Origin of the sequence: Kitasatospora mediocidica KCTC 9733, assembly GCF_000744225.1 — a bacterium.
Taxonomy (GTDB): Bacteria; Actinomycetota; Actinomycetes; order Streptomycetales; family Streptomycetaceae; genus Kitasatospora; species Kitasatospora mediocidica.
This window is the reverse complement of record NZ_JQLN01000002.1, coordinates 253,995-280,632: the sequence shown is the minus strand read 5'-3', so window position 1 is coordinate 280,632 and position 26,638 is coordinate 253,995. Positions and strand designations below refer to the sequence as shown.

General features: G+C 72.0%; 12 protein-coding genes. 10 read left to right on the top strand and 2 right to left on the bottom strand.

Annotated elements, in window-relative coordinates; genetic code table 11:
- Positions 1 to 6 precede the first annotated feature (6 nt).
- Positions 7 to 660 (bottom strand): histidine phosphatase family protein, encoded by a 654-nt coding sequence (locus BS80_RS05365; RefSeq protein WP_035793745.1) that lies wholly within the window; start codon positions 658 to 660, stop codon positions 7 to 9.
- A gap of 291 nt (positions 661 to 951) precedes the next feature.
- Between BS80_RS05365 and BS80_RS05360 the strand changes: the two genes are divergently transcribed.
- The 4 genes from BS80_RS05360 to BS80_RS05345 all read left to right on the top strand — a co-directional run bounded on the left by BS80_RS05360 (position 952) and on the right by BS80_RS05345 (position 8,234).
- Positions 952 to 1,983, top strand: a complete 1,032-nt coding sequence (locus BS80_RS05360; RefSeq protein ID WP_408607344.1) for a PD-(D/E)XK nuclease family protein — start codon at positions 952 to 954, stop codon at positions 1,981 to 1,983.
- Positions 1,980 to 3,581 carry a hypothetical protein gene (locus BS80_RS05355; RefSeq protein ID WP_035793742.1) on the top strand — a complete coding sequence of 534 codons (1,602 nt, stop codon included), beginning with the start codon at positions 1,980 to 1,982 and terminating at the stop codon, positions 3,579 to 3,581. Before BS80_RS05360 ends, BS80_RS05355 begins: the two co-directional genes overlap by 4 nt.
- The gene (locus BS80_RS05350; RefSeq protein WP_051966081.1) at positions 3,578 to 4,966 is read left to right on the top strand and encodes an AAA family ATPase; all 1,389 of its coding nucleotides are present in this window, start codon (positions 3,578 to 3,580) and stop codon (positions 4,964 to 4,966) included. Before BS80_RS05355 ends, BS80_RS05350 begins: the two co-directional genes overlap by 4 nt.
- A 622-nt stretch (positions 4,967 to 5,588) precedes the next feature.
- Complete coding sequence (locus BS80_RS05345; RefSeq protein ID WP_157535929.1) at positions 5,589 to 8,234, top strand: ATP-binding protein; 2,646 nt, start codon at positions 5,589 to 5,591, stop codon at positions 8,232 to 8,234.
- Between the two features lie 24 nt (positions 8,235 to 8,258).
- On the opposite strand, the gene BS80_RS05340 is transcribed toward BS80_RS05345, so the two are convergent.
- Positions 8,259 to 9,143: a serine/threonine protein kinase gene (locus BS80_RS05340; protein WP_157535926.1), complete on the bottom strand. Its 885-nt coding sequence runs from the start codon at positions 9,141 to 9,143 to the stop codon at positions 8,259 to 8,261.
- A gap of 174 nt (positions 9,144 to 9,317) precedes the next feature.
- Between BS80_RS05340 and BS80_RS05335 the strand changes: the two genes are divergently transcribed.
- The 6 genes from BS80_RS05335 (at position 9,318) to BS80_RS05310 (ending at position 26,605) form a co-directional block, all read left to right on the top strand.
- Positions 9,318 to 10,799, top strand: coding sequence for a PD-(D/E)XK nuclease family protein (locus tag BS80_RS05335; RefSeq protein ID WP_198045444.1), 1,482 nt, complete (start codon positions 9,318 to 9,320; stop codon positions 10,797 to 10,799).
- On the top strand, positions 10,796 to 11,845 hold the full coding sequence (locus tag BS80_RS05330; RefSeq protein WP_035793735.1) for a pPIWI_RE_Y domain-containing protein: 1,050 nt from the start codon (positions 10,796 to 10,798) through the stop codon (positions 11,843 to 11,845). Before BS80_RS05335 ends, BS80_RS05330 begins: the two co-directional genes overlap by 4 nt.
- Complete coding sequence (locus BS80_RS05325) at positions 11,838 to 15,407, top strand: pPIWI_RE_Z domain-containing protein (protein ID WP_035793732.1); 3,570 nt, start codon at positions 11,838 to 11,840, stop codon at positions 15,405 to 15,407. The genes BS80_RS05330 and BS80_RS05325 overlap by 8 nt, the downstream gene beginning before the upstream one ends.
- A complete protein-coding gene (locus tag BS80_RS05320) occupies positions 15,395 to 18,133 on the top strand; it encodes a pPIWI_RE module domain-containing protein (protein ID WP_035793729.1) in 2,739 nt (912 codons plus the stop codon). Before BS80_RS05325 ends, BS80_RS05320 begins: the two co-directional genes overlap by 13 nt.
- Positions 18,134 to 18,374: 241 nt before the next feature.
- Complete coding sequence (locus BS80_RS05315) at positions 18,375 to 24,260, top strand: DEAD/DEAH box helicase (RefSeq protein ID WP_051966076.1); 5,886 nt, start codon at positions 18,375 to 18,377, stop codon at positions 24,258 to 24,260.
- Positions 24,257 to 26,605, top strand: a complete 2,349-nt coding sequence (locus tag BS80_RS05310; RefSeq protein WP_051966074.1) for a hypothetical protein — start codon at positions 24,257 to 24,259, stop codon at positions 26,603 to 26,605. Before BS80_RS05315 ends, BS80_RS05310 begins: the two co-directional genes overlap by 4 nt.
- The last annotated feature ends 33 nt before the right edge of the window (positions 26,606 to 26,638 follow it).

Genomic DNA, 26,638 nt, shown 5'->3' with positions numbered 1-26,638 from the left:
GGCGCGTCAGGCGTCGGCGAGGGTGTCCAGGTGGCTGAGGTCGTTCCAGACCTCCAGCGCGGGCAGCCCGTACTCCCAGGAGAGCACCGAGAGCGCGGCCGTCCCCAGCTTGAGGCGCTGACCGTACTCGGGCGCCAGGCCCAGCCAGCGCGCGGCCAGCACCCGCAGCAGGTGGCCGTGCGCGAAGATCATCACATCGCGGTCGGCACAGTGCATGGTGGTGGTCTCGGGGTGCGGGGTGCCGTGCTCCTCGTTGAGCTCGGCGAGCAGCCGGTCCACCCGGGCGGCCACCTCGGAGAGCTTCTCGCCACCGGGCACGCCGTCGCGCCAGATCAGCCAGTTCGGCTGCTCGGTCTTGCGGATCTCCACGCCGGTACGGCCCTCGTACAGGCCGTAGTCCCACTCCATGAGTTCGGGACGGTCCACCGCGCGGGCGCCGAAGCCGGCCAGCTCGCAGGTCTCCCGCGCGCGGGAGAGCGGGCTGGTCAGCACCAGGGCGTCGGGCAGGCCGCGCCACGGCGCGCGGTGCAGCCGGGCGCCGAGCGCCCGGGCCATCGCGCGGCCCTCGTCGGTGAGCGGGATGTCGGTGCGGCCGGTGTGCTGGCCGCTCGCGGACCAGGCGGTCTCACCGTGGCGGACGAGGATCAGGCGTGCGGGCATCGGGTGGCTCCTGAGTACCTGGGCGTGGTCGAAAGCTCCCTCCCATGATCCCCCACCCGTCCCCGGCGGCCGCACTGGCACGGTTCGCCCCCGACTGTCCGACCCGGATGCAACACTGGCGAACACCATGAACGTCACTCGAACCGAGCAGATCGTGCACCCCGGGAACCCGGCCCAGCGGCTGGCGTCACTGCGCGGCGGGGCCGAGCAGCGGGCCTCGACGCCCGTGCCCTCGCCGCCCTCGCGGCCAACCCCGGCTGCCGCCGCCGTGCACTGCTGGACGCCGCCGGAGTGGACAAGACCGCCCTGGCCGACCGCCTCGGGCAGCCGGCGCCGTTCGGGCGCTCGCCGTTCGCGATCGCCCGCGGCAACATCTTCGAGGCCCGGCTGAAAGCCGACGGCTGCGCGGCGCTGCTGGATCCGCTGCGCAGCCGGCTCGGCCTGCCGGCCGGGGACGACTCCCCGCTGCGGGTACCGGACCTGCTGCCGCGCTCCGGCCCGGCCGCTCGCGCCGCGCGCACCGCACAGGCGCTGGCCGAGGCGGTCGCCGAGCCCGCCGCCTGGACGCTGCTGGACCACCCGATGCTCCGGCTGACCGTGGCCGGCTCCCCCGCCTACCTGGAGCCGGACGCCGTGGTGGTGCGGGGCGGGCGCTGCACGGTGGTCGAGATCAAGTCCTTCCCGGTGCTCGACGGGGCGGCCGACCCGGCCAAGGTCGGCGCGGCCGCCCGGCAGGCGGCGGTGTACGTGCTCGCGCTCCAGGAGGCCGCCGGGCAGCGGGCCGACAGCGGGCCGTACGACACCCAGGAGCTGCCCGGCAGCCCCGAGTTGTCCGTCCTGCTGGTCTGCCCGGAGGACTTCAGCAACCGTCCGACCGCCGAGCTGATCGACATCCGGCGCGAACTTGCCACCACCCGGCGCCAGTTGGCCCGGATGACGCGGATCGACGAACTGCTGGACGCGCTGCCGCCCGGCACAAGCTTCGACCTCGTCCCGGACGTCGCCGGACAACCGACGCGCCCGGTGGCAGAGTTGACGGCCGCGGTGGAGTCGGTGCCGGCGGCGTACAGCCCGGAGTGCCTGTCCAGCTGCGAGTTGGGGTTCCACTGCCGCTCGCAGGCGCGCTGCGAGGGCGCGGTCGAGCAGCTGGGGCGCGGCGTGCGCGGCGAACTGGGCAGCATCCGCAGTGTCGGTGAGGCGCTGGCCGCCGCGCACGGCGACGCCCCGGAGGGCGACGAGGCGGCGGCCCGGCTGGGCTATGCGGCCGCCCTGCGCGCCGAGGCGCTCGGCGCGCAGGCCATGGCGGGCGCGGTGGCCGGATGAGCCTGCTCTCCACACTGGCCCGGCTGGAGGCCGTACGCAGCGGCCACGCCGAGCCGCTGGCCACCGTCCGCCACCGGCACCTGTCCGACCGGCCGCTCGTACTGGTTCCGCTCGCGGCAGCCGCCGAGGACGGCGCGCCGCTGGCCGTCCTGCTCGGCACCGACCGCAGCGCGCCGCGGCTGCACATCGTCCCGCAGCCGCTCAACCGCGGCCAGCGGTACGCCTTCCTGGCCGCCTTCGCGGCCGACCTGCTCCCCTATCTGGAGTCGTGCGCCGCCGAGGTCGAGCGGATCGAGGGCTCCGAGAAGGACCCGCAGACCGGCGAGAAGATCGTGACCTTCCGCGAACTCAGCGCCGACGCACCGCAGGTGATCGTCCCCAATCACGGCGCGGTGCAGCATCTCGGACTGCTCGGCCGGGCCACCCGGTTCCGCCGCACCGCCGAGGACCCCGATCCGGGCCGCTACCCCGCGCCGGCCCAGGTTCCGTTGCTCGGGCGCTGGCTGACCCATCTCACCGACCGGGCCAAGGTGCCGGGCTCCAGCCTGCTGCTGCCGATGACCGGCCTGCTGGCCCGGCACTGGGCGACCGGCCAGAGCCAGCTGGAGGACCAGCACCTGGGCGCCCAACTCGCCTGGCACCGGGCGACGTCCGAGCTGCCCGGCGCCGAGGCCGCCCGGCTGGTGGAGAGCGGCCGGGACGAGCGCGGCCAGCTGCTGCACCCGCCCGCCGGCCCGACCACCGACCCGCGCTTCGACGAGAAGCTGCTCGGCCCGGCGATCGGCCGCTACGACGCCGCCCTCGCCGCACTGCGCCACGCGCAGGACGAGGACGGCCCGGAGAGTCCGCGCGCACAGAGCGCGCAGGCGTCCGCCGAGCGGGCCGTGGAGCAGCTGCGCACGCTGCTCCACGCCGTCATGCTGCCCACCTGGCACGACGTCTGGCACGGCCTGGACCTGCTGCGCACCCTGCCACCGGGCGCCCATCTGCCCGAGCGCTGGGAGAGCGACCGCTGGTCCTTCACCGGCCACCGCGAACGGGTCGCCGCCGGCGAGCCGCCGCAACCCCGCCGGGACGACGCCGTCACCGCCGCCCGCAAACTCGCCCAGCGCGAGCGCGAACAGGTCCGCACGGACGTCCAGGAGGCGCTGGACGACCCGCTGGCGATGGCCGAACGACGCCTGGCCGGCGAGGCGTTCAGCGGTGAGGTGACCGAGCTGGTCCCCGACTGGGACACCTCGGGGCGCACCCCCAAGCCCCGCCCGCTGCTGACCGTGCGCACCACCGACCACCCGCACGCCGACCTCGGTCGCGAGGTGCACCGGGCCTGGGGGCCGAGCGTCCAGAAGGCGGTGATCACGGCGGTCGATCCCGGGCAGGGCCTGATCACCGTCCGGGTCGCCTCCGGGATGGGCCGCAAGAAGGAGCCCGAGCCGGGCTCGCTGCCGGCCGTGGGTGAGCGGGTGACCTTCACGCTCTTCGAGCTGACCGCCCGCCAGTCCGCCCCGCTGCCGGAGCCGGACGACACCCCCTGGACGCACGGTGGTCCCCCGTCCGCCGCCCAGGATTCGCCTACCGCTGCCGAAGAGTGGGAATGACCAGCACTGTGAGCCCTCTCCAGCCTTCGCCGGGTGTCAGCCGCGGCACCGATCCGGGTGCGGCGGCCGACGCCGCCGTGGCCGCGATCCTGGACGCGACCGTCCGCCCCGCCGCCCGCGCCCCGCGCGGGGTGGTGGTGGACTCCCCGCCCGGCGCGGGCAAGTCGACCCTGGTGGTCAGGGCGGCCCAGGAGCTGGTCGGCGCCGGCGAGCGGCTGATGATCGTCGCCCAGACCAACAGCCAGGTCGACGACCTGGTGGACCGGCTGGCGCTCAAGGCCCCGGACCTGACCGTCGGCCGACTGCACGGCAGCGAGGCCCGGCCCGCCCCCGAGGCGCTGCGCCACCCGAACGTCACCGCCTCCAGCAAGCCCGCCGACCTGCTGGAACTGGACGTGGTGGTCTCCACCGCCGCCAAGTGGCAGTGGGTCAAGGACGTCGACCCGTGGCGGCACGCGATCGTGGACGAGGCGTACCAGATGCGGTCGGACGCGCTGCTCGCCGTCGCACGGCTCTTCGAGCGCGCGCTCTTCGTCGGCGACCCGGGCCAGCTGGACCCGTTCACGGTGGTCGGCACCGAGCAGTGGGCCGGGCTCTCCTATGACCCGTCGAGCAGCGCGGTGGTGACCCTGCTGGCACACAACCCGGCGATCGTGCCGCACCGGCTGCCGGTCTCCTGGCGGCTGCCGGCCTCGGCCGCACCGCTGATCTCCACCGCCTTCTACCCCTATACGCCGTTCCGCTCGGGCACCGGGCCGGGCGATCGCCTGCTGATCCCCTCCAGCCCTCCGGACGGCTCCGCCGTGGACGCCGCGATCGACGAGGCCGCCGAGCACGGCTGGGCCCTGCTGGAGCTGCCCGCCCGGCTCACCGTGCGGACCGACCCGCAGGCGGTGGCCGCCGTCGCCGCGACCGTGCGCCGGCTGCTCGACCGCGGCCTGAACGCCCACTCCGAGCAGGGCAGCACCCCGCTGACCCCCGGCCGGATCGCCGTCGGCACCGCCCACCGCGACCAGGCCGCCGCCGTCCGCGCCGCCCTCACCGCCCTGGGCGTCCCGGTGGACTCCACCGCGGGCCCCGCCGTCACCGTCGACACCGCCAACCGGCTGCAGGGCCGCGAGTACGACGTCACCGTCGTCCTGCACCCGCTCTCCGGCCGCCCGGACGCGACCGCCTTCCACCTGGAGACCGGCCGGCTCTGCGTCCTGGCCTCCCGCCACCGGCACGCCTGCATCGTGGTCGCCCGCGCGGGCATCGCCGGCCTGCTGGACGAGCACCCGTCCACCGAACCGGTCCAGCTGGGCGTGACGGTGAAGTTCCCCGACGGCTGGGAGGCCAACCACGCGGTGCTCGCCCAGCTCGCCGAGCACCGGGTGCGGTTGTAGCCCAGCCAGCAGCAGTGGCGGGCCGGGCGACCCGGCACGGGCGGGACGACCCCGACTATTCGAGATCGGCGAACAGCTCGGTCTCGAAGGCCCGGTGAGCCGTCGGGCAGACCGGCTTCCAGGGGAGATCCATCCGCACCTCCCCGGACGGCTTCGGGACAGGTGCCGGGCGGGGCCGACGGGGACGCCGGGGCGGCACCGTCGCCTTGGGCGGCCGACGGTCCGCCGGCCGAGTACTGCCGGTGTGCCCGATACGCTTCCGCTGCGTCCGAATCATGGCGCTCTCCTTGTTCACGTGGTGCATCCCTCCAGCGCGACACTGCGCCCCCGGACATTTCGATTCGAGGCCCGTCGCTCGCGTGTCCGAATATTCGACAGCGGCCACTGCGGCATCCGGCGCGAGAACCAGCCGGGGTGAGGTGTGGAATCAGCCTGACAGAAGCGATAGAGGTTGCCAACCCATGGGCGTTAACCGAACGTTAACCGCCGATCGCCGGACCGTGGCATGCTTTCCCGTGTCGGTGAATCGGCCGACCGCGACGGGTTGCGAAAGGAGGCGACAGACGTGGAGTTTCGCATCTTGGGGAGGGTGGAGGTCCTCGAGGGGGAAGTCCGGGTAAGGATGCAGCACAAGACTCTGCAGTTCCTCACCGCCCTGTTGCTGGCACCGGGCCTGCGTGCCTCGCACGTGGAGATCATGAGCTGCGTCTGGCCGGGCGAGAATTCGAAACCTGGTCGAATTCGCCAGTATTCTCACAAACTGCGACAGGCCGTTCCGGATATCTTCGTCGAGAACGGGGACGGGTTCTGCCGCATTCAGCTCGCCGCCCATCAGGTCGACTACATGCGGTCCCAGGAACACCGGAACAGGGCCGCCGGCGCGCCGAACCCGCCGGTCAGGCTCGCTGAACTCAGGTCGGCACTCGCGGAGTGGCGGGGAGAGCCCCTGGAGGGTCTGACCGGCCCCGGGTTCGTCAGGAGACGGGAGGCCCTCCTGTCCCAGCTCCAGGAAACGACCTGCGACTGCATCCAGGCCGAGCTGGAGTGCGGGCAGCACCGTGCCGCGCTCCAGCGCGTCGACGACGCGCTGGAGCGCTGGCCGGACAGCGAGACCCTGCTTGAACTCAAGGTCCGGACTCTGACGGTCCTGGGGCGGCCGGACGAGGTCGAGCCACTGCTGACGGACTGGGAGCAGCGGTTCGGCCGGTCCACCGGGCACCTCCTGATCGCCCCCGAAGCAACGCCCACGCCCACCGGCACCCACGGCATGGCCCCTCGTCCGACGCCCCGCCAGCTTCCGCCCCGGCCGGCTGACCTGATCGGCCGCGATGCCCAGGTCGACCAGGTCAGCAAGACCCTGCTCGGCCGGACGGAGGGCCGATCCAGAATCGCGGTGGTCTGCGGTATGCCCGGCGTCGGCAAGACGCTGCTGGCCGTCAGGACGGCGCATGAGGTCGAGCAGTGCTTTCCGGACGGCACCCTCTACCTCGACCTCGGTGGCTTCTCGTCGCGGGAGCCGGAGCGGTACGACCACCGACTCGCGAGACTGCTGAACAACCTCGGCGTGCGGCCCGACACCCCCACGCGGGACGGCATGCTCGCCGCCTACCGCACGGCGCTCGCCGACCGAGCGGTCCTCCTCATCCTGGACAACGCCCGCGACGAACAGCACGTACGACAACTGCTCCCGGGACCGGGCAGCAGCGCCGCGATCGTCACCAGCCGCCGGCAGCTGCACAGCCTGTGGATCAACGAGGGCGCCGACATCGTCGACCTCGCTCCGCTGAACCGGCGCGCCGCCGTCGAACTGCTGCGGACGAAGCTCGGCACGCAGCGCATGAACCTGGCCGCCCCGTTCCTCGACGACTTCGTCGAGCACTGCGCGGGCATACCCCTGGCGCTGACGATCATCGCTGCGCAAATCCGCCGACGCCCGGCCGGAGCAATCGGGGAGATCAGTCGCAGCCTCCGGGAGGCGAGTACCAGGCTGCGCCTGCTCGACCTGGGCTCGGAGGAGACGAGTGTCCAGCTGTCGTTCGAGGTGTCGCACAATCTGTTGCCGCCCGAGGCCAAGCAGCTGTTCTGGCAGCTGGCGGTGCACCCTGGCCCCACGATCAGTTGGTCCGCACTGCGTGCCCTCAGCCCGGACGACCCGGTGGGCCTCAGCGATGCATTCGAAGAGCTCCAGCGCAACAACCTGGTGACCGAAACGTCCGCGTCCCGCTACGCCCTCCATGATCTGCTCCGGGCCTACGCCGGCGAACTGGCGGCGCGGCAGAGCGACTCCGAGCGGGCCGAGGTGGCGGAACGGGTACTGGAGTTCCTGCTGCAGAACGCTGCGGCCTGCGACCGCCGCCTGGACTCGGCCCGCGGTCTGCCGATCGGCAGACCGCAGGGGATCCGCATCGATGTCCCGGCGGATGCCGCCGAGGCGATGGTCTGGTTCGAGGCCGAGTACTCCACCCTGACTGCCGTGATCGGTACGGCCGAGGCCGGCGAACTGGACCGTTACAGCTGGCTGCTGCCGATGGTGCTGGTCCCCTTCCAATGGCGCTCCGGCCGCTACCTGGACGCCCTGCGCCACCTGACCGGCGCTCTCGAAGCGGCCCGACGGGTCGCGGCACCGGCGGACATCGCCATGGTCCACCGGATGCTCGGCGGCACCCACCGCGGTCTCGGGGACCTCGCCCGTGCGACCCGGGAGCTACGCAGCGCGGTACTGCTGAGCGGGGAGAACGGAGACCTGCGCGGCACGGCCCTCGGCCACCACACGCTGGGGGTCATGCTGCGCGAGAACGGCGCACCGAGCGAGGCCCTCGAACACCTCACCACGGCGCTGGCCGCGTTCCGGGAGCTCGAGGACGTCCTCGGCCAGGGAACCGCCCTGAGTGGCATTGGCGTCGCCCACTACGACCTGCGCCGGTACGGGGTCGGCCTGGAGTATTGCCAGCGGTCGCTGAACCTGCTGATCGGGACGGACGACGTCAACAGTCAGGCGTTCACCCTGTTCAGTCTGGGCCGGATCAAGGCGGCACTCGGCGACCTCAGGAGCGCCGTCACCTACTTCGTCCGGGCGGTGCGGTTGTACCGGTCGCTGGCCTACTCCAGTCGAGAGGCCAGAACTCTCATCTGTCTCGCCGACACGCTTCTCCTCGCGGACCGGCCCTTGATGGCGGCTCAGGGGATCGCCCGCGCCCGGGCCCTGCTGACCGGGCTCGACGAGGGCGATCCCGACGCGGCCATCGACCGTTTGCGGTCCCAGCTGTGAGGGCCGGACGGCGGCAGGGGGCTTTCAGAGGCCGCGACGGTAGTGGGCCGTCGGATCGGGCCTGGTCGCCTTCGGGGACGCGGCCGACCCGAGCGCGGGCAGCATCGGTCGCAGGTAGCGGAGCACCTCGGCCGCCCCCCTGGGGCGTTGGCGCGGGTCGAGGGAGACCATCGCCAGCCCCAGGCTGCGCAGGTCGTCAGGCATCGTCGCGCGGGCACCTGCCGGGAAGGCCCGCTCGGCTCCATCGAACGGGTACTCCACGCCGTCGTAGGGCAACTGGCCGATGACCATCTGGAACAACAGTGCGCCGAGGGCGAAGACATCGACCTGCGGGGTGAGTCTGGCCTGCCGGTCGAACTGCTCCGGTGCGGCGTAGCCCGGACTTCCCCCGGGGGCGGTGTTGAGGTCGTCACTCCTGACCGCGATACCGACGTCCAGCAACCGCACGCAGCCGTCGAACTGGATCATCGTGTTGTTCGGCGTGACATCGCGGTGGATGTACGCCTTGGCGTGCAGACGGTCGAGGATCTCGCACAACTGTGCGACAACCGAGACGGCGGCCATGGCCGAGACCGGCTCGTGTTCCGCGATCCACTGGGCGAGTGTGACTCCGTCCACCAGTTCCATGACCAGGAATTGCCGGTCGCTTCGACCGAAGGTTCCCCGGTCGAAGACCCGCGGGATCCCCTTGATCTCCAGGACGTCCCACATGCGGTCGTGTTCCTGGCCGATATACCGGCCATAATCGGCATAGGTCGCGAGTGATTCGAATGTCCGAGCGGGCTGGAGTTTAATCGCCACATCCTGCCCTTTTTCCGTGTCCCGGGCGACGAAGATCTCGCCCTCACCGCCCTCACCGAGCTTGCGGACCACCTGATAGCGACCATTGAGCATCATCCCAGGAACCAACGCACCCGCTCCGTATGGAAAAGAAGGAACCCGGCCTGCTCCGCGGAGCGGGCACGGGCTCAGAAAGGTGAGGTCAGTATGACAGGCAGTTGGCCGCCCGAAGGACTGGTCGGCGATTCCTCAGCCGTCCGGATAAGCCTCGGCATGTTCGGCCCGGAGCAATACCGTTGCCCGGTGTCCGACGTGCTCAAAGCCCGCGGACTTCGTCCGCGGGAACGTCCCACCTGGAAGCCCCCGGCACTCGACCCGTTCCTCAATGGCCCGTTCATGGCGGCGGCCGACGCCCTCGAACGGAGCACGGACGAGCCGACGCCGAGCGCGCCGCGCAGCAGGAAGCCGCGTCCCGTCCACGACGGCGTGCGGCAATGGACCTCGCACGCTCTGCGCATGTACCGCGAGGCGTTCCCGGACGTCCCCATACTCCGCCCCGCCCGCGAGCCCTGGGTCTACCAGCACCACGGATCGGCGCCCGACGGCTCGGGCACGGTGGACTACCGGATCAGCGCCTGGGGCCGGTACTTCGAATCCACGGACGGACGGTTCCGCGAGCTGCGGCTGCCCGTCAACCGGCTTCGCACCCGCACTGCGGCGGAACGCGCCGTGGCCGCCCTCGTCACGGCGGAGGGAGCCCCCGACCCGCGGGTCGAACAGGTCAGGGTCGTCCAGTTCGCGCTCTCCGACGGGCGGACGGAGAGCGTCTTCGAGGGCACCCGGCTCGAGGCCCTCACGGCCTATCGGACGCACGGGGCGCCGGCCGTACGTGCCTTGCTCGACAGCCGCGAGTACCGGCCCGGCTCGGCCTGCGCCTCGTGCGCCGTTGCGCCGATCTGCCCCAAGCTCCGGCGCGCGGGCGGCCTGCTCGGCGTCTCCGACCGGCGCCGGCCGCGGCGTACCTGGTCCTCGACCACCGGCCGGGCGCACCGCAGTTGCCCGGCCCGCGGCTACCTGCGCGGCCTGCGACTTCCGGTCGACGACAGCCGGGAACGAGGGGCCGCCGCCGAGCGCGGACGGGCGATCCACGCCTTCCTCGCGCAGCGGCACCGGTCCCGGCCCCACACCCCCTGCCAGGCTGACATTGCCGACGACTGGGTTCCCGAGGGCTACCGGCTCCCCGACGAGGAGCGTCGGCTCGGAGGCGTCTTACTGCGCCACCACACCGAGGTGTGCCCGCTGCGCATCGTCGGGCCGGAGTCGGAGGTCGAGGTCGAGCCCAAGCTCACCTTCGACGACACCGCGGCAGACCTCGTCGTCCTGATGGAACCCGATCTGCTGTACCAGGACACGAACGGGGCCTGGGTCTGGCGGGAGACGAAGACCTCGGGCAGCAACCGCACCCACCGCGACCCGCTGGCCTCGTACCCCCAACTCGCCCTTGCGGTCAGGATCATCGGCACCAGCGCGCTCCACGGGGGGCAGGCCAACGGCCGGGTCGAGCTGGAAGTCCTCCGGCCTGGCGGCGTCGACCTCCGCACCCTCGACCCGTTCGACCCCGGCACCCGTGCCGCCGCCGAGGCGACGTTGCGCGAGCAGGTGACGGGCTGGCACTCCGAGGACCTGTACGCGGCCGTCCCGGGCCCGGACTGCGCGGGCTGCGAGGTGGCCCGTTGGTGCTCGGTACGACAGCCCCAGCCGACCACCGCGAAGGCCACACCGTGAGCGGGCTCGCAGACGTCGAACTGCTCGCCGCCGTCGCACGAGGGGTGTACGACCTGGCAACCAGCCAGCCGTCGGCCTTCCGGTTGCCGTACCCGCCGAGCATCCAACTCGCCCTGGACCGTGTGGTCCTGGACGCGCTCACCCGTCGCGTTGCGGCACCCCACGGCGTGCCGGAGCTGCTGTCCTGGTGTCGCGAGCGGGAGCCGCAGGAGTGGCTTGTCACGCCGCGCGCCTTCCTCACCGCCGGTGCCCGCCTGATCCACCCCACGGCGGGGGAGCCGACGCGAACCTGCGCCGAGCTGGCCTCGCTCGGCCCCCACGGCGTTCTGGAGCAGGAGGCCGAATCCCTCATGGCCAAGCTCGCGGACAGCTGCGGCACCGCGGCACGGTTCGCGCAGTGCCGTGACTTCCTGATCCACCGACCGGTCGTCCTGCGGTTCGACCCGGTGGAGATGCTCAGGCCGTCGCGGGCCCAGGCCTGGCGGCTGGTCAAGGACCTCTACGGCCCGGTGCCCAGTCACTTCCCGGCGGACGGGCTCGTACACCGCTGCTCCGCGTGCGGTCTGCTCGCCAAGGCCGCGACGGCGGACGGCTCCTGGTGCGAGGGCGGCTGCGCCCCGGACGAGCGCAAGCTCGAGGTCTCGCACCAGCCCGGCCAGACACTGGTACTCCCGCCGGCCTTGCGGCTCTTCGTGGCCCTCCCCGGCCGCACCGAGATGGAGGTCCGCTCGCGACTCGACGCGCAGTCCGGCCTGCTCTCGGCAGGCCTCGGCGTCCACCAGATCCCGGGGCCCCAAGGGGTGCTGCGGGCCTACCAGGTCCACGACCGGGAGCAGCCGGTACCGGCTGCGCTACGGGCCGCCGAGGTGGCCGCCCGGCTCGGCGGAGAGCTGGAGGTCGTCGTACCGGACGGCCGGGCGGCGTGCCCGACGTACCGTCGGGCCTTCGACGAGGCGCTGCCGGTGAGCGCACAGGTGCGCCTGTGGTCCGTCAGCGAGTTCACCACACACGAATCGTCCGATGGAACGTGGGGGAGCCATGCGTAGCAACACCCAATCCCTGGCCGAGGTGATCAACCAACTGTCTTACGCCTCAGATGGGTTGCGGGCACCGCGACTGCAGTCCCTGTGCGAGATCGAGATCGGGCTCCACCTCCAGGAGAGGTTCGTGCCCGGCGCACCGGCTGCGGACGCCTGGACCTTGTTCAGCGGCTACCCGTTCGCCCGTGCCTGGGGAGCGGTCGACCCGACCGAAGAGCAGACGCTCCGCACCGCCCGGCAGTCCCTGTGGACCTGGGGCCGTCGGCTGGCCTGGACCGAGGCATTGGAGGACTACCAGCGACTCGACCGCCAACTGCGCGCCTACGATGTCACGGCTCCGGATCACCCGGCCGTCCGCCGCCCCGCGCTGTCCGTCGCACCCGACCGCTGGGAGGTCTACGACCGGCTCCTCCAGGCAGCCCCCGTGTTCGCCAGTCGGCCCCTGGCGTTCGCCGACGCGGGTCGGCACGCCTTCCCGATCGGGCGACACCTGACCAGTGTGCGGCTTCCGGACATCACCCTGCCGCCACCGGTGCGCCACGACCTCGCGGCACCACCGGTCAACAAGGGCGAACCGCTCACCTTCAAGTGGCGCGAACTGCTCGAGACAGCGGCCTTCATGGACGCACGGAAGCCTGCGAACTGGGTCGGCCGCCTGAAAGACGTCCGCCTCTTCGCCCGCCAGGACGGGCGCTTCCGACGTTCCAGGAGTTTCGAGGTGGCACGGATCCAGCACCTGTTGGGCATCGTCGGCGCCGGCAAGAGCACCCTGCGGGACGTCCTGGCCGTGCACCTGGCCCGCCAAGGCCTCCGGGTCACCGTGGTCGTCGGGGACGTGGCCGAGCAGCTCCGACTGGTCCGGCTGTACAACACGTACGTGCCCGACTCGAGCGCCCCCGTGATCGGTGCCTCCAGCCGTCAGCAGCACGCCGAACGGTTGCACCGGCGGCTGGTCGGTAGTGGCCGGCGCAACCTGCTCGCCCACGACGACCCCGGCTTCGACTACCTCAGCACCTCGTGCGCGGTGAACGCACTGCGTCACGAGGAAGGCCAACTCGACGACGATCTCCTGGCCTTCACGGAGGCGCCGTGCACCCGGCTGCAAGCGCCCAGCCGGCGCCGAGACGCACGCGACGACTCGTGGGCCCGGCAGAAGCTGGCCTGCCCGCTCTGGTCCGGCTGCCCCCGCCACCACGGCGCGCGGGAACTCGTGGGCGCGACCGTCTGGGTCGCCACCATCGCCAGCCTGATCGACTCGGCGGTGCCGAACCCGCAGAACCACGAACGGATCCGCTACCTCGAACTCGCCTGCCGGCGGAGCGATCTGGTGATCGTCGACGAGGCGGACCGGGTCCAGATGCAACTCGACGGGATGTTCGCCCCGGCCATCCCACTGATCGCCGGCCGACCCGACAGCCGGTCCTTCCTCTACGACGTCAATCAGCATCGTCTGCGGGAACTGGCGGGCGCCGGCCAGATCCAGCTGTCCAACCGCGACGTGGAGAACTGGTCCGCCGCCGTCAACACCACCCAGACCGCCGCCGACCGGCTGGTCGCGATGCTGGTCCGCGACGTTGGCCTGCGCGCCTGGGTCAGGACCGGGTACTTCAGCGCGTGGACCCTCCAACTCCGGCTGCTGGAGGAGCGGTATCCGCTCCCCGAGGACCGTGACGACTCCCCCGCCAGCAGCCCGGAGCCGGTGGCGGAGCACCCGCACCGGGAACCACGACGCATACTCACCGAAGTCCTGGACGCCTTCCGGGAGAACCCCTTCGGCGATCGGCGGGCGCCCACTGCGGAGGGCGCCCAGCTCACCAGCCTCCTCGGCGAGCTGCTGCACACCACCTACCGCGAGAACACCCGGACCCGGCTCAAGCAGGTTCTGTGCCAACTGTTCGACCTGGACACCCTGCTGGAGCCGACGGCAGCCGGCCGCGAGCGGTACGACCGGCTCTGCAGGCGGGCGAACGGCGAACCGGAGCAGGCCGCGGAGAACACCGGCAACGGACGCAGGCCGACCGAGCGCAGGCGGAAGGCCCGACTGCCGTCGAACCCGCAGGACTGGCTCGAACTGCTGATGACCCGCTTCGAGTTCACTCTCCTGCTGAGCGCGCTGGAGCCCCGGCTGGCTCTGGTCAACGCGATGTGGCCGCGCGTCGCGGCAGCACTCAACCTGGGATTCAACGAGATGTACCGCCGTCCGCCGGACTACGGACCGATGGTGCCCGAGGCCCCGATGGGCAATGTCATCGGCTTTCAGTTCCTGATGGACGGGCCCGACCCGGGCGGGGTCCGCAGCGGGGAGCTGCGCTTCTTCCGGTGCAGCGGGGTCGGCCGGGAACTGCTCCGGGTGATGCCCGACCTGCCGAAGGTGGACGGCCGTCCCGGCACCAACGTGCTGCTGATGTCGGGCAGCAGCTGGGCCGGCCGCTCGAGCCGCTACCACATCCAGGTGCCGATCGGCGCCATCATCGAGCCGGATCCCCGGGAACTGGACCGGATCGCCGAACAGAGCGAGTTCCGCTTCGAGTTCATCCGCGAGGGCTGCGGGTGCCGCTCCCATTGCCGGTGTGAGTCCCCCAACGAGGCGCAGCGGCTCTCCGGTGAACCCCTCGACCAACGGGCTGACGTGCTGCGCCGGATGGTCACCGCCCTCGGCAGGAACGACCACGGACCGAGCCGGCTCCAGGAGGAACTGACCCTCCTCGAGGAGAGCCGCCGGCACATCCTTCTGCTCGTCGGGAGCTACGAGGAGGCCGCAGTGGCGGCGGACACCCTGCACACCCTCAACAAGCGCTGGAAGGGCCGGGTCTGGCGCCTCGCCGCCGATGGCGATCCCGACGCCGGCAACTGGGCGGAGGACGACGAGAACCACGCGTCCGTCCTACGCCGGGGCGATGTCGAGACGCTCTCGTCGACCGGCGCCGAGATCCTGGTCGCCCCCTTGCTGGCGGTCGAGCGAGGGCACAACATCCTCGACCTCAAGCAGCAGCACGCGGCCATCGGGTCCGTCTACTTCCTCGCCCGGCCCAACCCGCGCCCCGACGATCTCGGCCTCGCCGTGCACGCGATCAACGACTGGATCGTCCGCGCCATGGACAGCGGGGAGTTCGACGGCTGGGTTCGAAATGAGCCGACCCTCGGCCGAGGTGCCCGCAAGGTCAGGGACCAGGCCCGCTCCCAGTGGTACGCCGTCCTCGCCCGGAGCCTGGCCTGGAGCCGGCTGGGCGACGACGACCGCCTGCAGGTCACCTGGGACCTCCTCGTGCTCATCTGGCAGGTGATCGGCCGTTCCGTCCGAGGTGCGGTCCCCACGCGGGTGGCCTTCGTCGACGCCGCCTTCGCGCCCAACCTGGCTATCGGTCGTCCGTCCGACGAACCGGACACCGCGCGGACCAGCCTCCCGCACAGCATCCACGGCGTCCTCAAGCCCTACTTCACCCCGGGCACCGCGGTCCCCAAAGCCGACCGCCACATCGTCAAAGCGCTCTACCGGCCGCTGTGGACGGCCCTGGATCTCTGCCTGCGCACCATCGAAGACGAAAGGAACGCCACATGTACCGACTGATCAGCACCACCGCGTACGAGCCGGACCCGCACGCCGGACCCTGGATCGAGCCCTACCAGGTGATCGGCTTCCCCGACGAGTGGCGGGACGAGCTCATCGACCTCTATCGGCGGCGCTGGCGCTACCGGGCACAGCCGGTCGGCCTTCCGGTCCGCAAGCTCAACGAGCTGCTGCGCGCCACGGCACCGGGCCTGGTCGCCACCGGCCGGGGCGCCGGGGGCAGCGCCGAGGTGCCCTGGTTCTACGCCTCGCAGGACATGCCCGCCGAACTGGTCGGCCCGCTGATGGCCTCCTGGGTAATGACCCTGCCGCCCGTCGACGACACCGACATCGAACGGGCGACCGACCACCGAGCGGCCCTGGACCGGGCCCTGGCACTGATCGACGAGCACAGCCCGCAGTGGCGACACGAGTCAGTGGACCTCACCACCGCCCGGCTCACCGAAGGCGGCACCGCCCAACCCGATCGCAGGCTCTACCACCTGCTGCCCGAGCAGATCGGAGCCCGGCTCACCGCACGCCCGCTGCGGCTCAATGGTGTCGACCTGTCCTTCCGGCTCGTCACCCGCGACCAGGGCGTCGAGCTGGTGAGCTGGCCGCCGAGGCAGTACACCCGCGGGAAGCGTGTCTGGCACTACTCGGCGCTGGTGACCGTCACCGTCCAGACCGTGCCGTTCACCTCGCGCTTCCGTGTGCACGTCGAATACGGGATCCGCCGCTGGGTGACCGGATCACAGGTCTGGTTGCCGCACGGCCGCAGCGCCACCGTCCTGCTCGACGCCCCCCTGCCCTGGCCCGACAGCCACGGGCCACGGCAGCGCCTCACCGCCAACAAGCTGGCCTTCAGCCGTCGGCTCGGCATGCCCGCCTGGCGCAGGCACAGCCTCGTCGAGCTGCTGCCGGAACTCGACGTGCTGCGCGCCTACCCGAAGCCGGCCGAACTGATCGCCACCCCGGAGGACTGGCTCGAAGGCCAGGGCGGGGTGGCCGCCGGCGTCGTGCACAGCACCACGATGGGCACACACGGGGTCGGTGCCGGGCTCATGCCGCTCGAACGCTCGCTGCTCGACCAGTGGGTCGAGGAGAGTCTCGCACCGATGTTCCGCCGGGTGGCCGACCTGGAGCGCGCGCACCGGAAGCCCACGCCCGTGCTCCTGCCGAGTACACCGACGAAGGACCCGCGGCTCCAGGAGGAGCGTCTGCATCAGCGCGTCCGGGCCCGCCGCGCCGCGGTGTGCGCGGCACTCGACGGGCAGCCACTGCTGGTGAACGTGCTCTGGCAGACCGAGGAGACCCGGGACCAGCTCGTCGCCGCGCTCCGCGAGTGGCTCGGACTTCCGGCTGGCGACGGCCGGACGGGCGCGGGCGACGACCAGGAGTGGCAGGTCGGTGGCTTGCACGTCGTCCTGCGGGCCCGCCCGCTCGGTGGCCTGGGCGCCCCGCTGGGGATCGACGCGACGCCCGGCCGGTCCCGGGCTCAGGTGCTGTCCGCCGCGATCCGGGAACGCGCCGACCGGGCGGTCGGGTTCCTCGGCTCTGGCCTCGATCCGGTGGGGCTGGCGCTCGTGGAGACGCTCGGCCCGGACCGGTTCAAGCACGAACCCGACACCGATCCCAAGTCCGCGTTGCGCCACGGCTGCGCCCGCGCCCGCCGGGTCAGCCAGTTCCTCGTCGTTCCGGAGGACTCGCAGGCCCCCGTCGCCCTGCGCGCCCGATCCGCGCTGGCCGACGGGATGCGCCAGCTGGGTGCCGTGGTTCCGCCGGACCACCGGCTCGACGAGGAGCTGGCGGACGACCTCCAGTACCTGGCGCTCTGGCAGGTACGACGGCAGGCCGACGGACCGACCCGCAGGGCCGCCCGGCACCTGGTCGCCCTGCGGATCCGCCCGCGCGACCCGGTGCATCCGGTGCGCGGCTGGGACGACACCATCAAGGCCTGGGTGCCGTACGCCGACTACCTGATCGGTCTCGCGGCGGACAGCGCCGACGTGAACCCCGGCCCGGCACCGGCCTGGTCGGGCCGGAGTGCTCCAACCAGCGAGGAGCGACGCGACGAGGTCGAGCGTCGGATCAGGTCTCTGCTCTTCCAGGTGCGCGACCGGCCGACCCTGCTGCTGGCGAACAGCGGCAACCTGCGCGAGGCCTGGCCCGGCCTGAACAACGGTCAGTTGCAGAAGGACATGATGACCTTTCACGGCGAGCCGCCGGTCCGCATCGCCCTGCACGGCGCGGATCTGCGGATCGTCCTGCTGCGCGACACGAACAACCGCGGCGAGACCCCCCAGTGGTACGCACCGGGCGCGACCGGGGAGGAGCCGCCGGGATTCTCCGCCGGCCTCTGGACGCCGCAGGACGCGGGCCCCGACCACCGGGTGTTCCTCAGCACCGTCGGCAAGCCGCCGACTGCGGGAAGCGTACGACGCGACCTCCGCAAACTCGTCCCGGACCAGAGCTGGCCACACGGACCTGCGGCCACCGCCTGGAACCCACAGGCGCTGGAACTCACGGTGCTGGGCTGCCTCTCCCCGTCCGCCCTCGCGGTGGCCGAGCGCACCGACACCGCTCCGGACCGGCCGGCCGTGGTCGCGGCCGCCACCCACCAGCTGCGCTTCCACGACGAGTACCACCCGCTCTCCCGGCCGCTCCCGCTCCACCTGGCGAAGCTGGCCGAGGAGTACGTCCTGCCGCTCTCGCCCCTTCCCACGGCCGAGCGGAGCACCGACTAACGGCGCACGGTGGAGGCCCCGGCCAGGGCCTCCACCGCCCTGACCTCGTAGCGCACCAAGCGGAAGATTCATGCGACTTACATGCTTCCATACTTCCTCCGTGACTTTTCCGACTAGGATGAACCCGACTCGAAACACCCTCTGTGGCAAGCGAGTTCGGCAAAGTGGATGCCGTCCGTGGATACGGACGGGTCCAGGGACCACACCCCAGGGGAGCACACTGTTGGGTGGCGATTCGCGAGTGTCCGCTGCGGTCCGACAGATCGCCGCGCTGGCCGGGGAGTTCCCGAACGGAGCAACGCCCGACGCACTGGTGGCCCTCGCGCGTGACCGCCATCCGGGCCTTCCACAGTTCCGGGTGCTCAAGCTCGCCGATCAGGCCGTCACCGCCGGACTCCTCGCCAGACGCGACGGACGGTTCACCAACCCCGTTGCGTCACAAGGCAGTCCGCAGGAGCCCGACGCACCGGCGGAACGGGAAGGGCTGCGCGTCGTCGCGATCGACCTGGAGAGCGTGGTCACGGCCGTTCCCGCCGAGCCCTATCTCGAACGCCACGTGTACCAGGCCGCAGCAGTTCGGTTCGGCACCGACCAGAGCTGGATCGAGGCCGCTCCCGGTTGGCAGCGCTACCTCCAACCCAGCTGCGATACAAGCGAGATCCGCGATCCGGCGACCCGCCTGCGGGTGCGGACCGACGGAGTGCCGGCCGGCCTGGCGTGGAGGGAGCTGACAGCCTTTCTTTCCGGGGCGGACGTGGTGGTGGCGTACAACGGGACCGGTCTGGACTTCCCCCTCGTCCGGGAGTCCGCCCGGCGCGCGGACTGTGACGATCCACTGGCCGGCCTGCTGACCGCGGACGCGCTCTACCTGGCCCACGCGATCTGGCCCGTCGCGCCCTCCCATCGGCTCCACACGTTGGCAACCGAGCAGCACGTCCTCGCGTCGGGCCTGCGCCCACACACGGCCTCACACGACGCCGAACTCCTCGTCCGCCTGCTGACCAGCGCGGCTACGGAGATCCAGGGCTGGGGCGAGGAGCTGCGTGGCCTGGTCCGGAACGCCTGCTCGGACTCAGCCGCGTGGCGGATCCTCTTCGAACTAGCGGACGCTCGACCCTGTCCCGTCGCCGAAGCCGACGACACCCCTTGGGAGCAGCAGCGGGTGACAAGGCTGGTCAGCGCCGAACTCGCCCACCACCGGCCCCGGCGGGACGCCCAGGAAACCCACCGGGGCCGGGGCGTGGTTCACCTCCGCGACAACCTGCTCGGCCCGGACGGCAGGGTGGACCCGACCAAGCTCGCTGCCGTCGTCCACGGGACCAGGGCGGAGCCGCGGGACGCCCAGGAGCGCATGGCGGCCGCCCTGCACGACTGGACCCGCTCGGGCACGTCCGGCCTGCTCGAAGCCCCCACCGGAACGGGCAAGAGCTACGCGATCCTGGCCGCCGCGCTCGACTGGCTCGCGGGCGCCGCGGGACGCACGGCGGTCATCGCCACCTTCACCAAGCAGCTGCAGAGCCAACTGGCGCAGGACCTCAAGGACCTCGAGGTGGCGCTGCCCGGTCTCCTTCAACTCAGCGATCTCGTGAAGGGCCGGTCCAACCGGCTCTCCCTGGCCGCACTGACGGCCGCACTGGCCCAGGCAGCGCAGGGCAGGTCCGAGTCGTACGGCCGAGCCCGCCCGGTGGAGCACTGCCGGTTCCGAGAACTGGCCGTCTACCTTCTGCTGCGTCTGCGGGCCGCGACCGAGCCTCCGCTCTCGTGGACGGCCAGGTCGGTGGACCCGGTGGATCTGCCCCCGTTCCTCTCCGAGTACACCGACCGCGTCCTCGGGCCGTGGCTGGAATCGCTGTCCCAGCGCGACGGTGACTACGCGCCCCATGAGCGGACCCTGATCGCCGCCCACACCGACACCGTGCGCGAGGCGATGAGCGGCCATCGGCTTCTCCTGGCGAACCACGCGCTGGCCCTCTCCCATCTCGACGACCTCCAGGCCCTCGGCCGCGACACCTTGCTGGTCATCGACGAGGCCCACGAACTGGAGAACGCCGCCACCTCGGCGCTGACGACAGCCGTCGACTACCAGGCCCTGGAAGAACTGCTCTCCGAATGCGCCATCTGGCTCACCGACGCCCGGGGCGGGCCCGCCAAGGAGCGGACCGCCAACGCCATCGGGGCCTTGGAGTCGTTGCTGGACGGGGAGCGGCTGCCGAGGCTCGCGGCCCGGGCCTTCGATGCCCGGGCGCGGGGTGTGGGAGTACGGATCGGCGGCCGGAACGCGGTCCTGGCGAGTCCGTACGCCGGCACCTCCGGGAGCTCGGACGCCCGGAGCATCCAGCGACTCCTCACGGAGTTCGCCCGAGCGGCCGGCTCGGTGTCCGCCCTGCTCACCCGGTACGTCGTCGAGCACGCCGACGCGCTCGACGGCCTCGTCAAGGAGCGCGTACTCGCCCTCGCACGCCGAGCCGAGGACATCGCGACCACCCTCGGCCGCATCACCGAGGACCTCACCGCCCTGCTGTGCCGTGTGGTGCAGTTGGACGGCACCCCCGATGCCCTCCCCTCCCGGGTGGTCTTCCTGGAGGAACTCGCCGAACCCCGAAGCGGTCTGCGTTCCTACCGGTTCCGAGTCGCGTCCAGCCCGATCGACCTGCCCGAGGACGCGGAGTGGCTCCGCTTCCTGCGGCTGCTCCCCCAGGTCCACTACGTCTCCGCGACACTTCGGGTCTCCGGGTCCTGGGACTTCATCCGTGCCAGGCTGGGGCTCCCGACGACCCTCCCGGCACTCGCCCTGGAATCGCCCTTCGATCTCGCCCGCCAGGCCGAACTGGTCTGCTTCTCCGACTTCCCGTCCTGGGCGGAGCAGGAGGAGGGGGCCATGCGCACCGTCGCCCACCAGCTCGCCGGCTACGCGACTGAGTTGGTCCGTCCGCGCGACGACGGCCGGGGGCACGACGGCGGCGCCATGGTGCTCACCACCGCGCGGAAGACCGCTGCGGGAATCGGCGAACTCCTTGAGCGGGAGCTCCGCACCCGTGGTCTCTCCGCCCCGACCGTCAACGCTCTCGTCCTGGGCAACGGGAGGGCTCTGACCGAATTCACCGACCGGGAGGAGGGCGGCGGCTTCCTGGTGGGCACTAAAGGACTGTGGCAGGGCGTCGACGTGAAGGACGAGCAACGGCTGCGGCTCGTCTGGATCAACAAGCTCCCGTTCGCGCCCTTCGCCGCGCCGGTGGTCGAGGCCCGTCGCGCGGCGGTCCGACAGCGGGCCGAGGAAGCCGGAGATCCCGACCCGGAGGGTGTCGCCACCGAGACGTACTACCTGCCGCTGGCGGCGCTCCAGCTGCGCCAGGCCGTCGGCCGTCTCATCCGGTCCGACCGCCATCGCGGCGTCGTCGTGATCAGCGACCGCAAACTCGGTGGAAACACGGCCCTTCGCCGGACCTACCGGAAGGCGTTCCTCGGCAGTCTGGACGAAGGCCTCCTGCGCCCCGATCCGGTCACGGGCGAGCCGGGGGCCGATAACGTGACGACCATGGCCGAGGGTTGGCGGCGGATCTGGGAGTCCATGGCCGGTGCCGGACTGATCACACCAGATCGGGCGGCCGAACTCTGCACGGCCGAGGAGCTGGACCGCCACACCTTGCTGCCGTTCACCCGCCGGATTCGCGAACTCGCCCTCACCACTGAGGAGACCGCCCGGCTACGGGCCGACGGCGGCCTCGTCGACACCGTCCTGGAACGGGCGGCCGAGGTCGGCGGCCTGCTCAGGCTCGACGAGCGACCCACGGAACTCAAGCCCGCGCAGAAACAGGTGATCACCGCCGCCACGGAGGGCCGCAACGTCCTGGGGCTGCTCCCCACCGGCTTCGGCAAGAGCTACACGTTCCAACTGCCCGCGCTCATCCTGCCAGGCACCACCATCGTGGTCAGCCCGCTCGTCGCGCTGATGCACGACCAGGCGCTGGAGCTCAACCGCTCGATCGGCGGCGCGGTGCGGGCGCTCATCTCGCCGCTGCGGGAGTCGAGCAGCCGGGCCGGGAAGACCGAAGTGGCCGACCAACTACTGGGCCGCAGGGAGCACGGCATCAAGCTGGTCTACGTCAGCCCGGAGCGCCTGTGCCAGCGGCGGTTCCGTGAACTGGTCCGCCAGGCCGTGGCGGCGGGCCGGGTGACCCGCATCGCCGTCGACGAGGCCCACACCGTGGCGCAGTGGGAGGACTTCCGCCCCAGCATGCGCCGCCTCGGCCGGTTCCTGGCCGAGCTGCGCCGGGACCACGGTCTGCCGGTCACCGCGGTGACCGCCACCGCCAACCGCTCCGTGCACGCGTCGATGCGCGAGGTCCTGTTCGGTGTCGCGCCCGAACCACCCGCCGCCGGCTCGGCCGAGGATGAGGCCGAGGCGCTCAGCCCGGGCGGCGGCGGACTCGTGACGGTCCGGGAGAATCCGATCCGTCCGGAGCTGGCGATCTTCCGGCGCACGTTCCGTCGCGGCGGCACCGCCGAGGTCGCGGGCCTGGCCGAGCGGGTCGTGGACGCCGCGGACGGGCACGCGATCCTCTACTGCCTCACCGTCAAGGAGGTCAACGCCCTTCACGCCCACCTCCGCGAGTACGTCGGCGATGCCGGCAAACGCATCCTGCGGTTCCACGGCCGGCTCTCCGAGGCCGAGAAGGCCGCCGTGATGACCGAGTTCCGCGAGGCCCCCCGCCACGGCGAGGAGGGCTTCGCGCCCGTCATCATCGTGGCCACCTCCGCCTTCGGGCTCGGCATCAACCGGCCTGACATCCGGACGGTCTTCTGTGTGTCGCCGCCGACCGATCTCGCCGCGCTCTACCAGCAGATCGGCCGGGCCGGGCGCGACGGCGCCGACCAGAGCCCCGGGACCGAGGGCGGACCGGCGAATACCGCCTTGGCCCTGGCGACCAGCCGGGGCATGCGCACCGTGCGCTTCATGACCGCGCAGGACCTCTCCCCGTCGTTGCTGCGCCGCATGGGCGGAGCCGTCCTGAAGCAACGGGGCAGTCTGGACCCGGTCGCCCTGGCCGACATTCTGATGGCGCAGGACGTCGCCGCCGGGCTGCTCGACGAGGAGGAGATCCGCAAGGGCCACGTGGCCGACCGCTATTCCGGCGGAGTGATGCGGGCGTTCAGCGCGCTGGCCGATCTGGGAGCGGTCGCCGACCTCGGCGACTACCCACCGCTCTGCGCGGTCAAGGGCGGCGAGGCGCCTCCCGGCGGCAGAGGACCCGACCCGGTGCACCGCCACGACGTCATGGAGCACTCGATCGTCGAGAGCGTCGTCTCCCTGCCCGATGGTTCGCGGCTGCGCGTCGACGACCTCGACGCCCACCTGGCCCAGAGCGTCGACGGCTACCGGGAGGTCTCCGACGGCCCGGCGGGAACCTGGGAGATACTCGCCGACCTCCACGACCGGGGGCTTCTCGACGTCTCGGCCGCGCCGAGCCGACGGCTGGTCACCGGGCTCCAGGTCGAACAGAACCGGCTGCCCGAGGGATTCCTGCCACTGGTCTCCCGCCGCGCCGAGCGGGCCCGCGAGGAACTCGCCCTGCTCAGGGCGTTCTTCGACGAACCGGCGGTGTGCGCCCAGCGGAAGTTCGCCGACTACTTCGGCGAGGTGGACCTCCCGGAGGGGTACTGCAGCACGGCGCAATGCCGTTGCTCGGCCTGCTGGGCGGTCCCGGACTGGCCGAAGGAGCAGCGCCGCCCGAGCGTCGCGCAGGCCTTCGAAAGCCCGGCCCCGCGCGCTGGGGGAAGCACGGACAGCGCGCTGCGCGAGAACCGGATCGACCTCAGGGCCTATCGCCTCGCCCGGCGGATGCCCGGCGGGGTGCACGCCCGATCGCTGTGGCGGGCCCTGCGCGGCGAGGAGGCGTCCTACGACCCGGCAAACCGGCGTCTGGTGCCGTTGCCCCGCCCGCTGCGTGACAGCCCGCACTTTGGCGGGCAGGCCGGACTTCCCTACTCCGAGATGGAGCAGAGCCTGCAACGGCTCGTCGCGGCGGGCGCGCTGGTCGCCACCGTGAACGGCCGCTGGCGGGCGAGGTCGGTGCCCATGGCCACCCTGAACCCGGCTCGACGCAAAAGGAACGAGGAACGCGCGTGACCCTGGCACCACCCGCGCCATCCGGAGTCTGGCGCCCGTACATCGACGAACCGCTCCTCACCCCCGCCATCGTGGACGGCACCGACGCGCTGACGGCACCGGACCTCGACCGGCTCCGCCGGTACCTGTCGGCCCTGGTCTCGACCCGGGGCGGTCCGGTCCACACCGCAGTGGCGTTCAACGCCCTCTACTTCGGCTACGACCTCGCCGGCCAGGGGTACGGCGGCAGCCCGCTGGACCCGGACGCCTTCCCGGTGGTCACGCTCGGGGAGTGCATCCCCGCCATCCCGGTGGGGGCCATGGTCCGCATCGCCACGAGTTCGCAGCCGCTCTACGCCGAGGTCGTCTACAAGGAGGGCCGCCATCCCGCGACAGGCCCGCTGGGCGATGTCCCGCAGTGGGTCTCCGGAGCGCCGGCCGGCGCCGAGCGCAGCGGCGCCGCACCGCGCCCCGGTGACACGCCGGTACGAAGGGAGTTGCTGGTCCCCGACGTACACGCGTTCGGCGGCGCGCTAAGCCTGACCGACGTCCAACTCGGCCGGCTTCGGCTCCAGCAGCGCTGGATCGACCGGAACGGCCACGTGGTGGTCAACGCCCGCTACCCATCGCCCGAGACGGCCGGGCAGGATGCGTTGTCCGCGTACGCGGACTACCTGCTTCACGAGGCCCGGTCACAGCTGCTGAGCCCCGCCGTGCCGGTCTCCCTGGTCGACCTCATGGCCACCGACGACGACGCACTGCTCCACGGCGCCCTGGTGCGCATGCTCCGCACGATCGCGTCAGTGCTGAACTCCTGCGAGAAGTTACGCTGTTGGGGCTCATACGCACTGCCCCGCAGTACTCTGGCCGCGACCTGGCAGGACGACGGTCCGCTCGGCCGCGGTGACATGAGCAGGCTGGCGACCTCGCTGCAGCTCGCCGGCCAGGCCACCAGTCGACGCCGCCGCGGCATGCCGGCCACCACGCCCGTCTACACCGCGATCGGTCCCTGGCTGACGACCGTCACCGGGGCCGCGCCGCTGCTCACCGGGGTCGACTACGCAGCGGCCGTCTGCCGTGCCAACCTGGCAGTCGCCGACGTCGTGCGCGGGGAAAGCAGGGACGGGCTGTTCGAGAACGGCACCCGGGTCTGCCTCGACGACGCCTTCGAGGGCGGTGGAGTCTGGCAGTCGCGGCGGCCCGGCGCGCAGGAGAGCACTGTCGGCGACCCGCTGACCCCCTCCGGACTCGGCTGGCGCGCCGCCTCACAACCACCCGCCTCACGGCCGGTCCACTCCACTCCGGTCCCCGCTCCGACCTCCGAGCCGCTCCCGCGAGGCACCGTCCCCGACGACGCACCGGACCTGACGCCCGTGGACGCACCGCTCGGCGTCACCGGCGCGGCCCAGGCAGAGCTGCTGCGGGTGTCCGACAGCGAGGTCGTGTGGCGGCTCCCTCTGCGACTCGCGCACATCATGGACGGCTTCCTGCCCCTGCGGCCGCTCATCACCGACGAGTTGCGCGCCGTTCTGCACCTCGGCGACGGCCGCATCCGTCTCGAACTCAACCACGAGGGCGGAGAGATCGAGGAATCCGAACGGGTCCAGGACACCGCGCCCGAGCTCTCGGGCGAACCGGGCCGCCTGTCGGGCATCGACTGGCCGCTGACGTTCTTCCCCGGCATCGAGCTGCTGCTGCAGTGGCCGCGCGGCGGGCGGGTGATCCGGGCCACCACCATGCTGCTGGCGACGCCCGTCACCGTCGACGGGAACGAGATCCGCCACCACTACTCCAAGGAGATCCTCACCCGGGAGAGCGCCCCCGGGAGCAGCCGGGACAGCGACTCGGCCACCGGTCTCGGTGAACGCGACCTGGTCATGCGCGCCGTACGCCGCTGCGGACTGCTCACCGTGGACGGACACGCCCTCCTCGCCCGGTCCGCCCTGCCCGACGCGGTGTACGGGGAGCCGCCCGCCGTCCAGCAGACGTCGGCGCTCGAAGCGGCGGTGGACCAGCTCATCGCCGCCGCGCGCCTCTACCCGGCCACCGGCAGCCGGGACCTCGACGGCCGCCCGCACTACCCGGCACGCCCCGACGAGCCGGCGATCCCACTGATCGGCTATGCCCCCGCCGTCGTCCAAGCGCAGCGCACGACTCCCACCCCGGCCAACCCGGGTCACGGCTGGCACACCTTGCCGAAGCCGTACCAGGTCCACGGATTCCTGCGGCGTCTGAGTCGCGGGGCCGAGCCCAGCGACGCCCAACGAGCCGCCTACCGCTGGCACTGCCGGAAGCTCGGCAAGGCCGATGGCTGGGAGCTGCCGTCGGGCTACACCTTCGTCACCGAGCACATCCGGGCGCGGTGAGTCCCGTGTCCCACCCTCCTCTCCCCCTTCCCC